Here is a 22,175-nt window from a genome sequence, read left to right on the forward strand (position 1 = left end):
TCTAATTCTTAATTTTTCCAAAATAAATCGTCACTCTTGTTCCCTGTTCAAGGTCTTCTATCTCATAATAACAATCTTTTATTTCACCTTTATTTAAAGCGTCTAGCCGATCTTTAGTAATTTTCATACCACGACTTTCATAGGTATTTCTATTATTTTCTTTTATCTGTTTGGACGCTTTACGTCCTATTCCATCATCAGTTACCAGACAACAATATTTATTATCTTTGATTGCAAAGTTGAGTTCAAGAGTCCCTTTTCCTTCTCTATGCAGAAGTCCGTGCCATATTGCATTTTCTACAAATGGCTGTATAATCATACCAGGAATTTTCACTTCCATTGGGTTAATAGACTTTTCTACATTAATTTGATATGTAAACTGATTATCGAAACGAAGTTGTTCCAGCCGGATATAATGATGAAGCAATTCAATTTCGTCATGTATAGAAACTTTTGATTGGACAGAATTATCCAAAATATTTCGCATAAGGCTGGCAAATTGATTTAGATAATATGCAGCTTGTTTACTATCTTTTTGAAGGACAAAATTTAAAATTGAATTTAGGCTGTTAAAAATAAAATGAGGATTCATCTGTGATCTAAGAGCGCTAAGGTGCATTTCTGTCATTTCATTCTTAAGGCTTTCTTCTTTTCGAATAGCTTGAATACGATATCGATATACTTTATATATAATTAAAGAAGTTACAATAAAACATAAACTCAAAAACCACCAGGAAAAGTACCATGGAGGATAAATACGGAAACTATAATTTAGAATTTCTGACACCTCATTACCATCTGCATCTTTTGCCTTAATTTCTAAAGTATATTTACCAGAAGGTAAATTAGATAATGTCAATTTATTTTGATTGCCTAATTCAATCCACTTGGGCGAAGATCCTAGCAATCGATAAGAATAGGTGTTAGCTTTGGCTCCATAATAACTTAATAAACTGTATTGAAATTGAAGAGAGTTGTTCTTATATTGAAATTGATTAGGCATAGCTGATTTATGGCGAGAGAAATAGAAAACTGTATCCGCTAGCTTCAAATTTTCAAATACGAACTTTCCTTTCGTTAGATTCTTATGATTTAGGTCATTAGTATTGATGATTTGAACAAATTCACTTCCTCCTGTAAATATATATTGCTGGTATAACTTAGGTTTGCATAAGGAATAAATTGACCTCCAACCGGTTTCTAGTCCATACCTAACAATTGTACCATTATTTAACAAGGTGATCAAACTGCTTCTAGCTGGTAGATAAAGGTTTTCATGGCTATCATAAATACAAGCAGTTATCTCTTCATTGAATAAGCCTGTATTTTTATTAAGTTCTTTGTGGATAGAAAAATCAGAGTTAAATATTAATGCTATTTCTTGAAATCTATCACTCATTGCAATTTTACCGGAATTGGAAATCGTAAATTGAGAAGGATACTGAATTTTCAAACGACCAATATTAGGAATGATATCAATTTTCTTAGTTATAATATTTATCTTATACAAGTCATTATCAAAACCTCCAAATAGAACTTCTTGATTATTGATTCTTAATAGACCGTCAATTCGACCATAAGTATAATCAACAATGCGACTTATTGTACCTTCACGAGTATTTATTTCATAAATACCATTCTTCATTTCGCCTGTCCACGCTAAATGATCATTTATTGGTAACATATCACTTGTAAATTCAAATGAGTTAAAGTTAGGATATGATCGGGAAAAAGAAAGTTTTTTACTACTATTAGAATGGGGATCATAGATTCCAACGTAATTCACTGAATTATTTTTACAAGTAAAGACTAGCTTTCCATTTCTCACTTGACATAGCTGACTATACAATGTGTTAGGCGGAAATCCAATATTTATTTTGGTCCACTGATAAGTTTGTGTATTGAGTCGAAATAGTCCACCTCCGTAAATCAAGCACCAAACTGTATGATTCAAGTCAAATTGATAGTCTGGAACAGCAGCTATTACAACATTTCCTTCAACTCCAGTGAATTTTTCTGAAGTATAGTAACGCTTAAATTTTTGATTTGATTTATAAATAATATCTAGACCCTTAAAGATAGTCCCTACCCATATATTTCCATCTCTATCTCGAAAAATAGTTCGACAGAAATTATCACTTAGACCTTCGGGTTTATTCAGTTGATTAATCGTTTGGTACTTGCGAGTCTTCAAATTATACTGAATAATACCCTCGTTGCTGGTAGAGAGCCATAGCTGAAGGTTTCCGCTTTTATCCTTCTCTTCAGCGACACCTCGAATGCCTAAATTATAAAGTGCATACGCTCTTGTCTTTTGAAAATATTCATGATAGTGCTTTCCAGAAACTGGATCTATCAGTATCATCCCATAGGCATATCCACCCAGTAAGACTGTACCATCGGAAAGAGTCCTAGCCATTCTCAAGGGTACATTTTTCTTTTTGTCAAGCACAAAATTATACGAAGTTAATTTCTTCGTTTGTGGATTAAAACTAAAGTATCCATTGCCCTCCGTAACTAGCCATATTATTCCATTCTTATCTTCGGTGAGGTCTCTAATTTCAATATCAGGAATTATGACACTATCTATTTTTGTAATTTGACTAATACTATCAAGTTTCAATTTAAGTAATGATCCAATGGATGGTATCCAGATTGTATTAGATTTAGAGATTAAAATACTATTGAAAAAAAACCTATCCTTTATAGCTTTAGGAGCAAAGAATCTATTCGTAGTTCGATCAAACTTTAATAATTTGTTTTCTGTTACAACCCAGAGTTCCCGATTCTTGTCTTCCTTGATATCCATGATACCAGATAGTGGAATTTCTTTGCTATGGTCGACGAGAAACACTTCTATATCTTTTCCATTATACTTATTGATTCCCCGCTCTGTCCCTATCCACATAAATCCTAAATGATCTTGGAATATACATTTGATATATGGGTCAGACAATCCATCCTCGATACCTAAATGCGAAAAATTATATGTATTTAGATCCTGCGAGAACACCCAATGAGGGAATAAAAGGAAACAGAATAAATGAATAATATAAAATCGCCTTAACATAAAACTTTAAGAAGTCATAAAAGTAAGGTGATTTAAGTAATAAATTAATACTTGAATTAGAATTCGGTTATTCTTATTGAGAATATGGACATTGACCAATTACTCATTCATTTATACCGAATACTCATTTGAAGTTGTTTTAGCGATTACTAACCATAATTTTGTCATGAATCTTGAAAGGTTGTAATTGATTCAGTTTACATAAACTTAATCGAAATGAAATGTGATTATTTAGAATTAAACACCAATTTAAGTTAGAATTTATAGACGAACAATTAAATTATAAAAACGAATAGGGATTTTAATAGTATAGAACTAATCATTATGAATAGACTAGTACACCAAACAATATTTTATATTACTTTTTTCTTAGGGAAAAGTCTTATAAGTCAAGAATTATCAACAATAACCAAGCAACAACCCTTTGACATTAAAGGTTCTATTTCATTAACAGGCAATGGTTATATAGCTGATGGGATTCCCAACCGGTTTAGTCCTTTAGGTTGGATGATATCAGGGACACCTACAATAAGCTTGTATGGTGTTCAAATTCCTTTTTCAATAATGATATCCGAACAAAACAAGGACTTTTCTCAACCATTTGCTAGGTTTGGATTAAGTCCTACCTATAAATCACTTAAGCTTCACCTCGGTCATAGATATATGACATTCAATCCATATACTCTCAGTGGGAGAAATTTTTTAGGAGCAGGAATAGAGTGGAATCCAAAGATCTTTCGTTTCGCTGCTATGTATGGATCGTTTAGTTCTGAAAACTTAGACGACACAGCGGCATTATATAATTCTAGTTCAATTAATAAACCTAACACTATTAAACCCACATACAGACAAATGGGGTATGGTCTTAAACTAGGTGCAGGCTCTAAATCTCAGCATGCAGAAATTATGATGTTTAGAGGATATGACGTATATGAAGGAAGAAATATAGATTTCAATAGAGCTATTATTAAACCTAGAGATAATATTGCAATAGGTGCGAATACCCATTTTACTTTTGCAAAAATGATTACATGGGATATTAAGGTGGGGGCATCGGTTTTTACTCGAGATGTGACTCGTGATTCACTGGTACTAAAATCTTCAGATAGTAGTCTATTAAGATCAATTAATTCCTTTTTTCCCATAAGGACATCTACCCAATTATCATGGGCTGGAGAGACTTCCATTAATTTTAATTATAAAAACATTGGTTGCGGACTGACATATAAGAGAATTATGCCAGAATACAAATCACTGGGAATCTTTTATATTCAGGGTGACTTAGAACAATATTTTATAGCTCCTTCTGCAGTCGTATGGAAGAATAAATTATCCTTATCTGGAAATCTAGGAATCCAACGAGATAATTTAGCGGGTATCAAAGAATCTACAAACAATTCTATCATGGGGGCAATTAATGTAGGATTTCAGGCGAATGACAAATTTGGCATAGACGCTAGTTATTCTAATTTTGGAATAACGCAAAGACCTACCATTTTCGGTGGCATACCTGATACTACTTTAATTGATCAGATAAATCACAATGCCACACTTACTCCACGTTATACCTGGATTGATGACAAAAAAGTAATAAATCTTATATTAAGTCTTAACTATCAACAATTGGTGGACTTAAATCGAACGACAGAAGTATTTACAAATTCAAGAAACTTTACTGGTGTAGCAACCCATACATTAAATCTATTGCAGAAAAAAATGGACTTTACTACATCGTTTACTTATAATAATACGCACTCAGTAATTGATATCGTGAATTTAGGTTTATCCTATTCTATGAACAAATTACTAGCGAAAGACAAGCTAAGAATTGGAGGAGGGATTTCTTATTTTACAAATATCTATGAAGGTCAAAAAGCAGGAGATACATATTCTGGCAATATATCTACAAATTATACCATTGATGCCATGCATAGTTTACAAGCTGGATATTCAATTTTGATTAATAATGGACAATTTAGTGGAGTTATTAACTCATTTAGCGAACATAGATTTAATGTAGGATACGTATTTAATTTTTCAGGAATCAAATTAAACAGTCAAAAGAGTAAATAAAAAATTATGAAGAAGAGTATAGTCTTGATTATTGTATTATTTCATTGGTTGCTATCGAGTTCTCAGAATGAGGTTTCTATTGTATTAAATGCACCTCCGCCCTATAGTCCATATATTGATGAGTTGGTCAATTTTCAAGGAGCTAGTTTGATTTGCATTAACACAAGAAATGTAGTCAAGCAAATTTATTTTCGACTTGAACTGACAGGTCCTAATGGATTCTCAGCAACTACTAAATCAAGCTTTAGACCTAGTGGTGATCAAATTATAAATTTAGGACCGAATGAAACCAAAGTTCGATTGAGCAATTATGTTAGAGATCAATTTTCCGCTCGCATTCTGGATATAAGCAATCCAGATAATGATGCTATTGCCTTAGGATTAATTCCAGAGGGTTTGTATAAACTTTGTTTTCAAGCTTTCGATGTCAATACAGAGCAACCAGTCTCGCTAAAGACTTGTAGGGATTTTAGAATTACCTATACCAATACTCCAACTTTAATATATCCACCTTGTTTCAGTAATGCAGAAGTTCGCTCTTTTCATTTGACATTTACTTGGACACCTGTAGCGGTGAACCAAGCTGGGGTGAGTCTAGCCTATGATCTATATATTTCTGAAGTTCGTGATGAAATGACACAAGAAGATATGATGCAACAGATATTAGATAAAAATTTGGGAAACCCTTATATCCTCATAGAGAATATTCCGACTAACTCCTATCTCTACATGAATAATATTCCGAGTATTATACTTCAAAAAGATAAAAAATATGCATGGATGGTAGTGGCCAAGGATCGAAACAATAAAGTGGCATTTACTAATAATGGAAGATCCAATCTTTGCTCATTTACCTACAAGTATAATCAAAATCCAGTTGAGATAAAACTAAATGTAGCATCAGATAGCACTGCTATAAAATTAAACACTAAATAATCCCTTGATATGAGACAAGCATTGTTCTTAATTTTATTATCCACATTAGCAGTAAAACTCTATTCTCAGAATGATGTCACCCTTATACTTAACCTTGCTCCACCTTATAAGCCATACATAGATGAAATGGTGAATTTTGATGGTGCGACACTAACTTGTATCAATAAGAAAAATTCAACCCAAGAGATTTATTTCAAAATAGAGGTTACTAGTTCAAATGGATTTTCAGCAACAACGAAATCAGGCTATAAACCTTCGAGTAATCAGGTTGTCACACTCAATTCTCTGGAGACGAAAGTGCTCATGAAAAGTTTTTTGAAAGACAATTTTTCTACAAAAATTCTTGATATCAGCAATGCAGATGCAGACGCTATTGCCCTTGGATTGATACCAGAGGGAATGTATAAAATTTGCATACAAGCTTTTAATTTCAATACTGATGAGCCTGTCTCCACGAAAGTGTGCAAAGACATCAAAATAAACTATAATAACACTCCTACACTTACTAGTCCTTCCTGTTTAGGCAATACAGAGGTTAAATCTATCCTCATCAATTTCAATTGGTCACCTATCCCCGCTACTGTAGCAGGTGCTAACATTGTATATGACTTGTATATCATAGAGGTTCAAGAAGGGATGAATGCTCAAGATGCTATGAATGAAGCTATTGAAAACAATGTAGGTAATCTAATCAAAAAAGAGAATTTAACAGCTCCGTCGCACACCTATATTAATATGACCAATCCAGATAATCCAAATTTGATGTTAATGAAGAATGGAAAGACATATGCCTGGATGGTGGTCGTGCGAGAATTGAATAAAAAAATGGTCTTTACAAATCAAGGGAAGTCTAACATCTGTAGCTTTGTTTATACGAACACTTCTAATGGACCAGTGCCAACATCCCAATCACTTCCTCCAGTGAATAACTCTAATGGAATCAATTGTTCTTGTCTTTCTCCAAAAGCAACTGGACCAGTGATGAAAAACTATACATTGAATAGTGGAGATAAATTCTTTATGGGTGATTTCGAGTTTACTATTATTGAAATGATAAAACAAGCAGGGTCAGAAGGAGTCATTGAGGGACGTGCTAAGGTCAATTTGCCTGTCATCAATTCGGGATATATACCTGTAAGATTGAATTTTAAAGATGTGACCCTTAATGATGATTTTAAAGCACTTTCGGGAACAGCTAGAGCACTTGTCAATAGCTCAGCATCTTTTATTCCTAAGTCTGATGACCCTAAAGTTCCGAGTCTACCTTTGACTCCGCAAATGGCTAAGGATATGGGTGGATTCTTTTCTAATGCAAAAGATCAAATCGTACAAGCAGGTAAAGATTGGAAGAATTCTATAGGGCTGGAGATGCCAATAGGAATTGAAAATAATATAGGTGGCAAATCAATCATCATAGCAATTACGGACCTTAGTTTCGAGGTAGATAGAGCCTACTTCAATGCCATGACAGGCATTGATATGCCGGACGGAAATCCTGATGTCGTAGCACTAGGAGCTAAGAACATGTGCATAAGTCCGAGCAAACCCTGTGGAGAAGGAGTATTATATTTAGCAGAGGACCTCAATGTAAAACTAGGTAGTCAAACAATTCGATTAAAGTCTCTGAAAAGTTCTCCAAGTGATACGGGTACCTATGTAATATTCAATCAAGATGGATTTCAGTGGTTTAGAGTTCACGCAGAGTATGAACCTGGTTCTGATAAAATAGTGCAACGAGATGGAAGTCCTCTCAAGATAGGAATGGCATTTACTACTAAGGAATGGAGCAATTGGATAGCAGAAATAAGTTTATCAAATTTTAAAATTAAAGGAATCGATGATTATGTATTTCTTGATGCCAAAGGCTATTATGATCATTCAGAAGTTCAGAATCCTAATTCGCCTTTTCCTTCGTTTTATATTAATAATGAACCAATAGCAGCAAGTCCTCTATGGAAGGGATTTTTCTTAAATCAACTCAAACTAGAGATGCCTCCAATTTTCAAGAAAAAAGGCAATAAAGAACCATTTGTTGTTGGAATTCAAAATTTTATCTATGATGATCAGGGTGTAACTGGAGAAGCTATCGCTCAAAATATATTCAAGCTTGGCGATGCAGAGTTGAAAGACTGGGCATATAGTTTAGATGAAATTAAAATTTCCTTTTTGAAGAATGCATTTCATTCAGGTAATCTTAGCGGTCGAGTGGCACTTCCCATTACAGATGATGCTGAGAAAAATCAACTTGTCTATAACTGTCTAGTCAATTATAACAACAGTAAATTTTTATATAATTTCGCTGTTACACCTAAAAATGATATTGACATCCCAGTATTCATAGCAAAACTTGATATTGACAAATCTTCTAATATCACCATCTCAAACAATAATCCTGAAAATGCTTTTGAAGCATCTGCTGAACTTAATGCAAAGCTAGGTATAGTAGCTAATTTGGGACCGATAAAGAATGTAAAGTTAGCGGGCATACAAGTGCAAGGTTTGAAGGTAAGTAGTACCGCACCCTATTTTACACCAGGGCAAATTATTATGGCAACAGCGAGTCCTGATAAATCTATTTCCGGATTTCCGCTATCACTCTCAAAATTGTCTTTGATTGAAGGACCTGGACTTCGTGTCGGTGGAAAAATGAGTTTAGGAGATAATACAGACAAAGGAATCTCTGGAGAATTAGTGATGGATATTCTGGGAAAAATAAACGGTAAAAAACTAGCCTTTGATAAAACTAAGATAAATGAGATAGCCATTAAGGGTGAATTGTCAGTACTGAAGGTAGATGGCAAGATCAAATGGTATGACAGCGACCCAATCTATGGAAGTGGTTTTGTAGGAGGTATTAAATGTTTTTTCCCATCCATTAGTTCTGGTATTGACTCGAGAATTCAGTTTGGTAGTGTCAATGATTATAAGTATTGGTATGTTGATGCATTAGCAAAAATATCGCCACCTATACCTGCTTTCCCAGGTACAGCAATACATGGATTTGGAGGAGGCGCTTACCACCATATGTCTCAATCTACTTTCCAGCCCACAAGTATAGCTGGTTTTAGCACAAAGAATGACAATACTTCTATAGGCACTTCTAATTCAGGTGTGGTTTATAAGCCAGATATAAACGTAGGATTGGGTTTAAAGGGCACGATGATAGTAGGACTTACAGCTAAACAAATTTTCAATGCAGATGTGACTTTAGAAGCTAATTTTGAAAAAGATGGAGGCTTGAATCAAATAAGTCTCAATGGAAATGGACGCTTTCTATCCAATAATGAAATGACAGAAGGAGTAGCCACAGCTAGTATTAATGTGATTTACTCAGTACCTAATAAGGTATTTGATTTAAAAGCAAATTTGGAATTGAAAAAAGATCCTTTTTTAGTAACAGGTGATTTTGGAATTTATACTCAAATGCAGGGTGAAGAGACAAAATGGAATGTAATTTTCGGTAGACCAAAACAATTTGGTTCACCATTGACAGCTGAGATAGCAGGATTTGAAGCGCTCAAGGCTTACTTCCAGGCTGGAAATTTTAAAGTAGACCCTATGCCTCCTATTCCAGATTGGATTTCCAAGGCTCTAAACGGATTTGAATCAAATAGACAAGGCTATAATTCAAATAATAAAACAAATCCATCTATAATATTTGGTGCTTCCACAGGCTTTAGTTATGGTGGGAAATTTTTAATTTTCAAAGGTAGTTTAAAGGCAGAGGCTGGCTTTGATTTTATGTTGAAAAAATATGATAAAGATTGTAATAATAAACCACTAGGTCCTAGCACAACATTCGGCCTAAATGGCTGGTATGCCAATGGTCAAGTTTGGGCCGGCATACACGGTGATCTTAGTGTCTATGTAGATCTATGGGTGGTATCTGGAGAATATAAAATACTAGATATCACGGCAGCTGCGGCTCTGAAAGCAGGTGCTCCTAATCCAGTATGGTTGAAAGGTGCTGTGGGAGGTTCATATAGTATTTTGGATGGTTTGATAGAAGGAAATGCTAATTATCAGTTTTCTTTAGGTTCTGAGTGCACACCATCATTGCCTATAGAAGATCCTCTAGACGGTATCACTTTACTCTCAGACATTTCTCCACAGCCAAATGAGAATGTAGATAAACCAGATGCCTATACTAAAGAAATCCAAGAAATCACAACAGTTCCATCGTTCTCTACGAATTTAAAAATGAAAAACTCAGAATTTCAAATTCGAGATAACCAAAATAAACTCTATGTTTTTCGATTTAATTCTAATTGTATCAATCCAAGTATAACTGGAAATAATTTACCACAAGACTTTAAACTGATTCAAGATAAGAACAACTATGGGGGAGCATACTATTCGAATGAACTTCTGCCTTCACATACAGATATCAAGTTTACGCTCAAAGCATATCTAGAGTCCTGTAGTGATATCATAACTACCGTTGATGTAAATGGCAAACAGATTTATACAGGTTGCAAAAAGTGGGAAAAAGCTAAAAGACAGAAAGATGGCTCTATCTTCGAAGAGACCAAATCTGTAAGCTTTAAGACAGGTGCAGGTTTGGATTCGATCAAGGAAGAAAATATAGCCTTTAATATGCCATATGCTGGCCTTAAATACGCGACCATCGACAATTATGAAGCTAGTAAAATGGCTGTCGGTGGCAAACTAAAATTATCCAATTTCGAGGCACCAGAAGGTTATGAAAATCAAGCGCCTGCTCGACTCAAAATGAGATATATTCCTATGATGAGTGCAAAAAATACTTCCAATAAATCTGTGGAAGAATTCATGACGAATTTAGAGTATGATGATAAGCGAAATATCACAATATGTGGTTCTGCACATCCTAGTTTTAGTAAAAATTTAGGACAGGATATCACTTGCCAACTCATAGCAGAGTGGGGTGCAGAAAATGATAACTCTGATTTTATGAAGGGAGCAAGTTCATTTACGAAGTTCAAAACGACTAATGTACTAAATAGTAGATTCAATACAGCCAATGTCAATACAACAGAAGTGAATGAATCTAAACTGAAGGTAGCGAAAAATCAGCGAATTCTATATTCATGGTCATATAGAACTAGTCAGTATTATAAGAGTATACAGGATAAAATGAATATGATGAAGCAGCAAGAAGGCGCTTATGCGAGAATACCAGCATTGCCAAAATATGAAGACAAGGTGGAAATTTGTTGTCAAGTATCGAGTGCTGATTTAGCCGGACCAGATCAAAATCTTCTTCAAAAAGTGAAAACAAAGTGCGAAAAGGATAAAAACTGGTATACCTATCTTGCCTATCTGCAGTATAATGGTATCGAGGCTTTTAATCCTACCGATGTCGAAGGATATTTTAAAAAGTATTCACTTATTAAAACTCAATCCAGTAATAGTTCGAGCACAACCTATGATCCATTGGTGAGTCTCAATGACCAAGCCATCCAGAATTCCTATGCAGGGTGGAACAATGAGATCGAAGATATAGCTAAGAAATATGGTGTAGAATTAAATCAAGCAGTCTATGGCATAAAAATTCCTGGAGCGAGATACTGGGTGAGCACAAAGTATTTAGGTTTAGGCTCTGGAAATTTTAACTCAAACAATTTCAGTAGCAATATAAATTACTCATTATCGCCTAATCAAAATTATCATAATCAGAATTATAATTTCAATAATTCTAGTCTGGAAATCTATAACATCTCTAAAGGCCAAAGTCAAAGAAATGTACTTTTCTACATAAGAGAATTTATACAAGCGAAGGAGAAATCAGAAGGGGTTCAGACCATTGGAAATCAGAAACTAGGTCAAATATGGATAAAAACAAAATGGTTAGGAAGACCTGGACCTGATCAGTTTGAAAATGCTATAGGATTCTTAAGCGAAATTCAAAACAGAACAAAAAAGGGAATAGATCAAGGAACTACGCCATCTGCAAAAGACCTTACAATAAAATATGAAGATGTATCGGTACAAAATTTTCAAGTAGAGTTAGGTGGATCAAAGAATAAAATGAATAAGACTTTTGGATTTTAAGCAAAAAATAAAAGACATGAAGAGAATAATAACACTCATATGCATTGCTCATTTTATAAATACAGCAATTAGTCAGGAGCTCAAAACCCATGTTCGAATGATAGGCCTATCCACTTCTGAAGGGATAATGCTAAGATGGGGATTCGATAATTATACAATGTGGGAACTCGCCATGACAAGAGGATTCATACTTGAGAGAATACAAGTGGATCGCGTAACACATAAACCGATAAATCCTACTTTTACAAAAGTAACCTCAAACCCTATCATACATTGGTCAGAAGATAAATGGAGAAATTCTGTCACAGCCAAAGATACCTATGACATGATCGCAGCGCAAATGGTATTTGGTAAAACGGTTAAATTTGGAGAGAATAACTTTGGTAGAGGTACTGTAGCTCAGCTCAATAATGCTGATGACGAGATTAAAAACCGACATGGATTCGCACACTATGCTGCGGAAATGAATTTCAAGACAGCTTTAAAACTTGGGCTAGGTTATTTAGATACAGATATCAAACCTGAATCGAGATATATTTATCGGATTTACCTCAACGGTGAGCAAGGTCTATATTCCAGCGATACGACTATACTTGTAGTAGATGAAGATATTAAATATCAAGCATTTAGCGGACCTATACCTTCTGTAGAACAAGGAGATCGAAAAGTAAGACTTCATTGGAAAAGTGAAGGATATACAGCCTTTTATATAGAGCGCAGTCAAGATGGATCTAATTTCACTCGACTTAATTCCCGACCACATATATCCTTGTATGAACCAAGTATTGAAGACAAAACCATTATTACCTATATAGATTCTCTTCATGAAAATGAAAAGGTATTCTATTATCGAATTATAGGCATTAACTCTTTTGGACTTTTATCTAGACCAGGCCAGGCTATCAAGGCAATGGGGATAGACAGAACCGCACCCGAAGCAGCAGATATAATTTCTGGAGAGAATAGTGGTGCCAGCTCTAATATTCTTAAATGGAAAATAAATGCAAGCAAAGACCTTAAAGGATTTCAGGTTTTAAGATCTCATTATGTTGATAAAGATTATGAAGCCATTTCGGATATACTTCCTTCTAGTTCTAGAGAATATACAGATAGTAAAGCAGAAGCAAGTCAGGCAAATTTCTATAAAGTAATGGCTATAGATCAGAACGATAATATCTCTATGAGCACACCTAGGTATATTTTAATGAAAGATGTGAAAGCACCAGATAAAGTGGTGGGTCTTAAGGCTAGTATATCGAAAGAGGGTGTAGTTAGTTTGTCATGGAATCTAGGAACTGAGATGGACATCAAAGGGTATAACATTTTCAGATCGAACAGTAGGGAGCATCAAATGATTCCGATAAATGATAATATATTAGAAGATACAAGCTTTATCGATACTATTCAGATTTCAGACTTAAATGAAAAAGTATTTTACACAGTTCAAGCCATAGATAAGACTTATAAGGTAGGTGAAATGAGTGAAATATTAGAACTTAAAAAACCTGATGTCATCAAACCTGTTGCACCACATTTCTCATTCTACCAAGTCAATAAAGATAATATAATACTTTCATGGGATGAATCTCCCTCTAAAGATAGAAAGCAGTATACACTCTGGAGAAAATCAGAAGATAAAGCTAGTTATATAAAAATCAAGGATTTCGAACTAGATAGTACACAATACATAGATCGGGATGTAGAAGCATTAAAGTATTATACCTACGTCATGACCTGTACCGATGACGATGGATTGATTTCAGAGTATTCACCAGAATTAGTTTTGAGAGTATTTAATTCTGGAACGGAAAAATCAATTACTAATTTAAATGTGAGGAGAGACGAAAAAGCAAATGCAATTTTAAGTTGGAGCTATGATTTAAAACCAGAATATTATATTGTTTACAGGAAATCAGGTAATAATCCATTGACAATGTATAAACAATCAATGGAAACTATATTTGTAGATGACTATGCTGCATCAAAAGAAGTTTACTTCTATTCTGTTCAGGCAATTTTTTCCAATGGAAATAAATCAGCCTTATCAGATCCCATTGAGTTAAGGTAAAAATTTAAAAAACCTTTCTATTTTAATTAAGAACTCAACGCTTATCTACAAAAAGTTTTATAAAGAATTGTCACAAAAACCAGTCATATATGGAAATAGTATAATTTACTTTAATATTCTCTGTAGATGTCTTTCGCTAGACAATCCAACCAAATTAGCTATTTGTTTAAGGCTCAAGTCTGGATCTTTAGAAAATTGTAGAGCTTTTTCTCTTCTGACCATATTGATATAGTCAATTGGGCTTAATTCGGTTTCATTTTTAAAGATTCTAAAGAAGTTTCGATAACTCATATTGGCATGTTCTGCCAGCTCAGCCACACTTAGCTTCTTGTGAATGTTTTGAATGATAAAATCCTGAACTTTATGAATACCTGAATGCACATGATTTCTCTTCTCTGTATATATACTCTGCTGTGACTCTCCACCATTTCTGCGCTGGTGCATGACGAGTTCTCGAGCTATTTTATGGGAGAAATACTCATCCTTAATTTTAGAGAGCATATAGAGGGTCACATCAATACCTGATACACCCCCAGCACTTGTTACAATATTTTCATCTTCAATGAATATAATGTTTTCTACTACTTTAGCAAGTGGGAACATCATTTGCAATTCTTGTGTTCTTTTCCAGTGCGTGGTGCAATTCTTCCCATCTAATAAACCCACTTTACCTAATAGAAATGCACCATTGCAGATTGCACAAATCTTACAATCGCTAGTATATGCCTTATTGAGCCAGATGGATAGATCATCTGAAATTTTATACCTACTCGATAGTATAAAGGAAATATCCGTACTAACTATGAAAATGATATCGCCAGATTTTGGTTTCACACTTGCAAAATTTAATAATTTGCCGAAAGGAAGTCCCACGGAAGAAGTAATTTCAGAACCGTAAGTGCAGAACACCAATTCTGCCTCTAATCCCATATCTATAGCTTCTAGACAGCTCTGGGTAGCACTTCCTAAATCAAGTAAATTCGTGTGAGGTTGGATTAAAAAAATGATTTGTTGTTTCATCTCTGATTATTTTTTGATTCTATCAAATTCGGTTTGATTAATTTTTTGACTTTTATAACAAAATGCAGTCTTATTCGTATAAGTATAATTTAGCGTAAGGCGAATATAACTCGTGGTAGATCTTTGATTATATTCATTCGAAAATGTATTGACATTGAATTTACCTGCCCATAAAGCAGTTTGGGCAAAGTCATTCCAAAGCAAACTGACAGATAAAGCATCTTCCTTGAAAAAAGTTTTAGATAAACCTAAACTGAAATAATAATATGGTTTCCGTTCCGTAAAGCCATCGAAGCTTCTGCCATAAAATTCACCAGTAAATTCAACCGTAAACCAATTAGGAATTTTATAGGAGTGATAAGTATATGCATAAAATTGAGGACTATTCGATAGGGCGGTATATATAGGTCTCGAATCATTAAATTGATTGAAATTGAGCGCCAATGTATGATAGCTCGAATATTTATTCAAATCAAAGGGAATCTCCAAGGCTAGACTATGTCGATGTCGTTTTTCAATATTATCTTTGGTAAAAATAACTGCATTGTCTCCACTACTGCCTTGTTTCATTACCGGTGTTATTACACTCCTAGCTAGAGAATAGCTATATCGCAAGACAAATCTATCATGTATACAACGAAGTTCTGACTGATGTATATATTCTGGTCTCAAATTAGAATTACCTTGAATGCTGGTCAAGCTATCTAAATACCATAAAAATGGATCAAGATCTTGATAAATCGGTCGGTTGATTTTATAAGCATAACTCGCTGCGAGTTTGAAATTTCTGTTCAACTTAAAATTAAACTTAAGGCTGGGGAAAAAATTATGATAACTCGTATCAATAATTTTCTGATTAAATTTATTCGAGAATCCTTGGGCATAGGTATATTCCCAGCGCAGCCCAAAACTGTATTGCACGCCATTCCATGTACTCTTATAGTTAGCATAGAGTGCAGCTACATCCTCCCGATAGGTCGTAGAATTTGCTAACAATGTATTTTCGATATAATCTCTCTCAGATTCAGACTTTGTAAAAAATTGAATTCGCCCATCATTTCTACTGCGCATCATCTTACCCCCGAAATCTAAATTGTATTTTGATTTTTTTAGGCTAAAATCCAACTGTCCAGTATGGAGGTAGATTTGATTGAAACCATCATTTATTCTATTATAGCTGAAAGCATTTATTGGATTGGATATGTTTTCTGTTATATTGTCCAATAGTCCATTTTGAAAACTACTATATTGAATCCCTGCAAACATATTGCTTCCAAGGCTATCAAGTTTATGAAAGAAATTTAAATTGCCAGAATGATTTTGCAGTCTAGTGCTAGCACTATTCACCATATTTATTTTTACTAGATTATTAAATGGGTCTATGTAGTCTCCGTTTTGTTTTACATCGAGATAGAACAAATGGGATAAGCCATCATATTCGGCTGTTAATTGAGATTGTGAATTTAGTTTATAACTAACTCCTGCTCGATAATTGTGAATACTATTATTTTTATTGTCTTCAGTATAATAACCATACTTCTTATAGTATCCTAGTGGTGTATTGGTGGAAGTTATAAACTTATTTTCTGACCAATTTTGACCATACTCATTGCCATAATATGATTCAAATTCCCATTTGTTTTTTCTCAACTTAAAACCTATATTGGGAGCATTTATGATATACTTACCTAGGTATGCTTCAGGAACTATCCCTAAGGTTGTATTATTCGTGATATTCAAGTTATAGCCCTGAAAAAGATAATTTTTTAACTGAATTAAGATGACAGCTTTACCCTTGGCATCATATCGTACATCTGGATTCGTTATAATTTCTATACTTTTAATATCATTTACTGGTAGAGACTTTATGCTTTCAATACTAATAACTTGGCTATTCATTATGACTAGAGCCTCTCCCCTACCAAATACATTTAGTTTACCAGAAACTACTGATACTGATGGAATTTTTGTCAGTAATTCCATTGCGCTGGTGCTTCTGCTCAATATACTATTATCGACATTTACTTTTGTACCATCAGTAGTTTTTTCAAACAAAGGTTTTCGTGACTTGATTTGAACTTCTTTTAATCGTTTATTCAATGCATTTAAGAATATCACTTTCTTATCCTTATTTAACTCTAAACTATCCAAAAGAATTATTCTTGATTCAAAACCTTGAGCTGTGAGCGTTAATTTTAAAGGCAATGAAGCAGTTAAATTAAGACGAATATTGCCATCTTCAAAAATTCCACCTTCAATATAATTCTCACTGGTATCCATCAAAATATAATTACCACTTAAGGTTATTCCATCATAATTAACTACTTTAGCCAAATAATTACTATTCTGTGATTGTAAACTAAATACTATAATTACAAAAATAAATGCAATTTTCTTCATGAAGAATTTTTAGCAAAACTATTGCAGGACTAAAAATAATCTAGGACAACTTCATGACAGATACTGCCACAAAAAAAACCAACCCATATGGGTTGGTTTTTTGATAGTTAAAAAAGCTATTATTTTATTAGGGCTTAGGGTTATTAGATTTTAAGTCAGCACATATGATATGAACTACAGTTTGAGGCATAACATTACATTGATCATAAGGAAAAGGAGCTAATTCATAGCTGAAAAGAATCTCTGCTCCATCATATTTTAAATGAATGAAATCATCTAAACTAGATGAAGGAGCTAATAATTTTCCGTCTGGTAGTTCTATATACCAACTCTTGCAGACATTAGAAATAAATCGAACGGTACCCGACTGAGAATAATCACAAAGGCTTTTCGCAGGTGCTTTTTCTTTCTTTTCTTCATTTTCTTTATTTTCAATTACATCCTTTTGACAAGAAGCTAATAGGAACATAGAAATTAAATAAAACATTGTCTTTTTCATAAAAATTAAGTTTAAAATTAACAATGCAAATTTATTGTCAAACTAAACAAGTTTTAGGACAGATAAAGGACATATTATGACAAAAAAACTCAAGCTAAAATGACAGACTTCAATCCTAGCTCTTTCAATCGTATATCAATAATTTGACAATACTCCGCGGATCTTTCAAATCCTATAAATTGACGACCCAGCTGATAAGCTGCTACAGCCGTACTTCCGCTGCCCATAAATGGATCTAAAACCACATCGCCTTCATTGCTACTGATTTCTATATAAGGGATGCAAACTTTTAAAGGTTTCTGTGTTTTATGAGCTTTGCGCTCTTTGCCCATGCAGATTGGAGTTTCTATAAAATTGTGCATCTGATTTACCTCCTTATGATTCCATGTTTTAGGAGTACCTTTTGAGAAATGAACAATTAACTCCATGCTATTGCTATACATTTTGCGCGTATAAATGGCGGGAAAGGGATTGGTCTTGTGCCAATGAATTACTTTTCGAAATTGGAATCCCGTTTTTTCAACCAACCGATTGATATACGATACAAAATCGTCTCCACAGAACAAATAACCTGCAGCACCAGGTTTAGCTACCCGATAACATTCTATCAAAATGTTTTCTAAAAACTGGAGATACTCCTCCTCTGTTTTGTATAAATCAAACTCAAACTCAGTCACTACATCTTTATGATTTTTGAGACCTTTAACATTTTTAGCGCGGTACTGAAAATACGGTGGATCCGTAAAAATCAAGTCGATAGACTCCGATTTCATTCGTTTCAATCCTTTTAAACAGTCACGATGATAAACCTTATTGAGTTTCAAAATAAATGAAAATAAAAATAAAAAATTATAATAATGACTTTTTACCCCAATGTAGTTTTTCCTTTAGAGCATTCCAGAAATTGCTTTCATTGGGTTGATATATATTAAAAGATTTTTGTGCCTTTTTCACAGAAATCGTATGCTGAGAGGTAATATGAGTCAAGCGAGAATCAAGTGTGCATAAAAATTCAGGAGTTCTTCCCTTAATCTCGAAACTTAAGATGGTATCATCTGGCAGAACAATTGGTCTTACATTCAAGTTATGAGGAGCAATGGGAGTAATGATAAAGCTATTCGTATCTGGGTGCAAAATAGGACCACCACAGCTTAAGGAATAACCAGTAGATCCTGTAGAAGTAGAGATAATTAGACCATCGGCGATGTATTCATTTAATAGCTCTCCATTGGCATAGGCGGTCACCTCTATCATAGAAGAAGTGTTGGCTCTCAAAAATGTCAAATCGTTTAACGCAATATTCTCATTTATAAAAATTGGGATATTAGAATTTACTTCCAGAAGCATGCGCTTTTCGATATTCATAACTCCTTCCCGAAAACTAAGAATGGCATCATAGGATTCATCTTTATTGACACCTGCCAAAAATCCAAGTCTACCTAAATTCACTCCTAAAACTGGAGTCTGAGTCAATTTGGTTAAAACGACCGTATCTAATATAGTACCATCGCCACCCAAACAAATCATTAAATCAGGATTAATTTCTTTAACATCTAGACAATTTTTGAATCCGTTTTGTAATTTATTTTCCGAATCAAACTCAACTAATTCATCACAAAGAAAAAGTTGCATTTGATTTTTTTTTATAAAATCTAAAAGAGATAACACATAATCTCTATGTTGACTTTTTAACTCTCTACTATATATTGCTATTTTCAATTTTCTCTATACATTTAAATAGGTCATTAAATTCTCATAGCGAGACTTTAAATGGTCTACGATACCAGTTTCATTAAAACAATGGCTGATTTGGTACCCTTTATGTTCCAATATACCTGTAATTCTCCTTAAATCATTGGAGTCCAAAACTACACTTACTTCCATGTTTTCAATATCCACTCTTCGCGTGCTAAAAAAGATAACTTTTAATCCCTCCGATTCTACAATTCTTGACAATTCAGATAATGAAAATAAATATGGGGAAATCAACATAGTCAAAAATGAAGCTTCATGACTTATACTCAATTTATCTTGCAAATAATGCATAATAGATTTATAGGTAATAGCGCCTATATAGGTTCCATTTTCTACAAGAAATAAAATATCGGTATCCAATTCCTTCATTCGCATCATCGAGAAAAGAATATGCTGTTCTTGATTAACCAATAACTCAGGTTGTATTTCAAGCTTAATATCTGGATAAATCTCGAGTTCTTCCAAGTCCAATATACCTAAGAGCTTACTATTTCCATCAACCACAGGATAGTGCTTATAATGAAGCCTTAGGTTGGTTAAGTCGTCTCCATAAAAAATAGGATTGAAATCAATATCTAAGTAATCCATCTTATATTTTAGCTATATACATTATTTAAAAATGGGACAATAGCAGCTGCAAACTCTTGTGGATATTCCATCATAGGAGCATGTCCACAATTATCTATCCAAACTAATTCAGACTGAGGCATCAATTGGTGAAATTTTTCGGCGACAAATGGAGGAGTAATAATATCATTTTTTCCCCAAATGAGCAACGTTGGTATCTTTATGTTTCCAATTAAATTGAGTAGACTCTCTCTCGTAGCGCTTTTCGCCAATTTTACAATACGAATGGCACTCGATTTTGAGTTGACTATCGCTTCTACATCCATAATAAGATTATCAGTGACCACCGATTTATTACCAAACGTTTCTAATATTTTTCTTTTTAAAAAATCTCTATCGCGTTTTGGATATTCACTACCCAATGAATTCTCAAACAAACCACTACTCGCTGTTAAGATAAGCGACTTTACTTTTTTTGGTTCCTGCAGTGTATACATCAAGGCCAAATGACCACCAAACGAATTTCCCAGAATACTAAATTCCTTTAAATTTAAGCGTGAGATAAAGCCTTTTAAATAATTCAACATCCCTTCCAAATTCGCTGATTTTAACTCACAATCATAAAATGGCAAATATGGCATAATAAAACGATATCGGCCCGAAGCTAATTCTATCATAGATTCAAAATTGCCTAAGGAACCGAACAACCCATGTAACAATAAAACAGTAGGTCCCTGACCCCGATCAATATATTTATAAGAATCAATTGTTGGCATGCAAACTATCGCTATTCCTACTTTTGACTATTTTTTAATCAAACCAATTTCAATGAGACGTTCTGTTAAATATTCTCCAGCAGATATAGGTTCATAATTTGGCTTTTGACCATCTTCGATACATGAAGGTAAGCAGGTTAAATCCATTTCTGAGATTGGATGTAGAAAAAATGGGATAGAATATCTACTGGTATGCCACTTCTCCCTAGGAGGATTCACTACTCTGTGTGTGGTAGATTTTAATCTATTATTTGTTAGTCTCTGTAGCATATCACCTACATTTATGACAAAATGATTCTCAGGGGCATTTACTGCTAGCCAATTTCCATCGGAAGTTAATACCTCTAAACCTTCAGCACTAGCACCGACTAAAAGAGTTATAAGATTGATATCTTCATGTGCCTCTGCTCGGATAGCATTTTTTGGCTCTTGCGTTATAGGTGGATAATGAATAGCCCTTAAAATAGAATTGCCATTCCGAATAAAAGGTTCAAAATAATTCTCTTCTAGACCTAGATAAGAAGCAATAGCTTTTAATAGTATACTTCCACTCTTTTCAAATCCACGATATAATACCATACTCTGACGATTGAAATCTGGAATTTCACTGACTTGTACATTGTCTGGATATTGCTCTTTACTTACATAATTCCCTTCTATTTCCTGACCTATTTGCAAAAACTCCTTCAAATCAGGAGCATCAGAACCTTTGGCATGTTCCCGACCAAATGAGGTATAACCTCTTTGCCCACCCAAATCAGGTATCTCATACTTTACCTTGGTAGCTACTGGGAGTTTGAAAAAATCTTCAACACTACTATAAAACTTTTTGATTTCTTCTTCAGGTGTAAAATGATTTTTTACGCAAGCAAAACCTATATTGGAAAAAGTATCCCCTAAGTCCTTAATGAACTTAGATTTCACAGCAGGATCTGAACTCAAATAGTCCATAGGATCTAGATTAGGTATAAAATTCAT

Annotated in this window: 13 protein-coding genes; 4 read left to right on the forward strand and 9 right to left on the reverse strand. The window is 33.9% G+C overall.

Translation table 11 applies throughout. The features are described from left to right. Window position 1: 1 nt before the first annotated feature. The gene (locus tag JNL75_11340) at window positions 2-3,070 is read right to left on the reverse strand and encodes a histidine kinase (GenBank protein ID MBL7790412.1); all 3,069 of its coding nucleotides are present in this window, start codon (window positions 3,068-3,070) and stop codon (window positions 2-4) included. Between the two features lie 324 nt (window positions 3,071-3,394). On the opposite strand from JNL75_11340, the gene JNL75_11345 reads away from it, so the two are divergent. From JNL75_11345 to JNL75_11360, 4 genes are read left to right on the forward strand one after another with little or no spacing between them, the layout of a single operon-like run. Next, the gene (locus JNL75_11345; GenBank protein ID MBL7790413.1) at window positions 3,395-5,143 is read left to right on the forward strand and encodes a hypothetical protein; all 1,749 of its coding nucleotides are present in this window, start codon (window positions 3,395-3,397) and stop codon (window positions 5,141-5,143) included. Window positions 5,144-5,149: 6 nt separating this feature from the next. Further along, complete coding sequence (locus JNL75_11350) at window positions 5,150-6,079, forward strand: hypothetical protein (GenBank protein MBL7790414.1); 930 nt, start codon at window positions 5,150-5,152, stop codon at window positions 6,077-6,079. Window positions 6,080-6,088: 9 nt separating this feature from the next. Then, window positions 6,089-12,112, forward strand: a complete 6,024-nt coding sequence (locus JNL75_11355) for a hypothetical protein (GenBank protein MBL7790415.1) — start codon at window positions 6,089-6,091, stop codon at window positions 12,110-12,112. 16 nt (window positions 12,113-12,128) lie between these two features. After that, on the forward strand, window positions 12,129-14,180 hold the full coding sequence (locus JNL75_11360; protein ID MBL7790416.1) for a hypothetical protein: 2,052 nt from the start codon (window positions 12,129-12,131) through the stop codon (window positions 14,178-14,180). 105 nt (window positions 14,181-14,285) lie between these two features. On the opposite strand, the gene JNL75_11365 is transcribed toward JNL75_11360, so the two are convergent. From JNL75_11365 to JNL75_11400, 8 genes are all read right to left on the reverse strand, one after another. Continuing rightward, complete coding sequence (locus JNL75_11365; protein ID MBL7790417.1) at window positions 14,286-15,200, reverse strand: AraC family transcriptional regulator; 915 nt, start codon at window positions 15,198-15,200, stop codon at window positions 14,286-14,288. Between the two features lie 6 nt (window positions 15,201-15,206). Continuing rightward, window positions 15,207-17,600 (reverse strand): TonB-dependent receptor family protein, encoded by a 2,394-nt coding sequence (locus JNL75_11370; protein ID MBL7790418.1) that lies wholly within the window; start codon window positions 17,598-17,600, stop codon window positions 15,207-15,209. A 127-nt stretch (window positions 17,601-17,727) separates the two neighbouring features. Continuing rightward, a complete protein-coding gene (locus JNL75_11375; protein ID MBL7790419.1) occupies window positions 17,728-18,099 on the reverse strand; it encodes a hypothetical protein in 372 nt (123 codons plus the stop codon). Between the two features lie 89 nt (window positions 18,100-18,188). Beyond that, entirely contained in the window at window positions 18,189-18,923 is a 735-nt protein-coding gene (locus tag JNL75_11380) for a site-specific DNA-methyltransferase (protein ID MBL7790420.1), read from the reverse strand. A gap of 25 nt (window positions 18,924-18,948) precedes the next feature. Then, a complete protein-coding gene (locus JNL75_11385) occupies window positions 18,949-19,818 on the reverse strand; it encodes an NAD kinase (GenBank protein MBL7790421.1) in 870 nt (289 codons plus the stop codon). A 6-nt stretch (window positions 19,819-19,824) separates the two neighbouring features. Further along, entirely contained in the window at window positions 19,825-20,442 is a 618-nt protein-coding gene (locus JNL75_11390; protein MBL7790422.1) for a CBS domain-containing protein, read from the reverse strand. An 8-nt stretch (window positions 20,443-20,450) separates the two neighbouring features. Further along, window positions 20,451-21,197 carry an alpha/beta hydrolase gene (locus JNL75_11395; GenBank protein MBL7790423.1) on the reverse strand — a complete coding sequence of 249 codons (747 nt, stop codon included), beginning with the start codon at window positions 21,195-21,197 and terminating at the stop codon, window positions 20,451-20,453. A 27-nt stretch (window positions 21,198-21,224) separates the two neighbouring features. Then, the gene (locus JNL75_11400) at window positions 21,225-22,175 is read right to left on the reverse strand and encodes an isopenicillin N synthase family oxygenase (protein ID MBL7790424.1); all 951 of its coding nucleotides are present in this window, start codon (window positions 22,173-22,175) and stop codon (window positions 21,225-21,227) included.

Source organism: Chitinophagales bacterium (genome assembly GCA_016787225.1).
In the GTDB taxonomy this organism is placed as follows: Bacteria; Bacteroidota; Bacteroidia; order Chitinophagales; family JADJOU01; genus CHPMRC01.

Excerpts from the sequence above, each read along its gene's own strand:
- JNL75_11340 (MBL7790412.1), bottom strand. The coding sequence starts at position 3,070 with ATGTTAAGGCGATTTTATATTATTCATTTATTCTGTTTCCTTTTATTC.
- JNL75_11345 (MBL7790413.1), top strand. The coding sequence starts at position 3,395 with ATGAATAGACTAGTACACCAAACAATATTTTATATTACTTTTTTCTTA.
- JNL75_11350 (MBL7790414.1), top strand. The coding sequence starts at position 5,150 with ATGAAGAAGAGTATAGTCTTGATTATTGTATTATTTCATTGGTTGCTA.
- JNL75_11355 (MBL7790415.1), top strand. The coding sequence starts at position 6,089 with ATGAGACAAGCATTGTTCTTAATTTTATTATCCACATTAGCAGTAAAA.
- JNL75_11360 (MBL7790416.1), top strand. The coding sequence starts at position 12,129 with ATGAAGAGAATAATAACACTCATATGCATTGCTCATTTTATAAATACA.
- JNL75_11365 (MBL7790417.1), bottom strand. The coding sequence starts at position 15,200 with ATGAAACAACAAATCATTTTTTTAATCCAACCTCACACGAATTTACTT.
- JNL75_11370 (MBL7790418.1), bottom strand. The coding sequence starts at position 17,600 with ATGAAGAAAATTGCATTTATTTTTGTAATTATAGTATTTAGTTTACAA.
- JNL75_11375 (MBL7790419.1), bottom strand. The coding sequence starts at position 18,099 with ATGAAAAAGACAATGTTTTATTTAATTTCTATGTTCCTATTAGCTTCT.
- JNL75_11390 (MBL7790422.1), bottom strand. The coding sequence starts at position 20,442 with ATGGATTACTTAGATATTGATTTCAATCCTATTTTTTATGGAGACGAC.
- JNL75_11395 (MBL7790423.1), bottom strand. The coding sequence starts at position 21,197 with ATGCCAACAATTGATTCTTATAAATATATTGATCGGGGTCAGGGACCT.
- JNL75_11400 (MBL7790424.1), bottom strand. The coding sequence starts at position 22,175 with ATGAATTTTATACCTAATCTAGATCCTATGGACTATTTGAGTTCAGAT.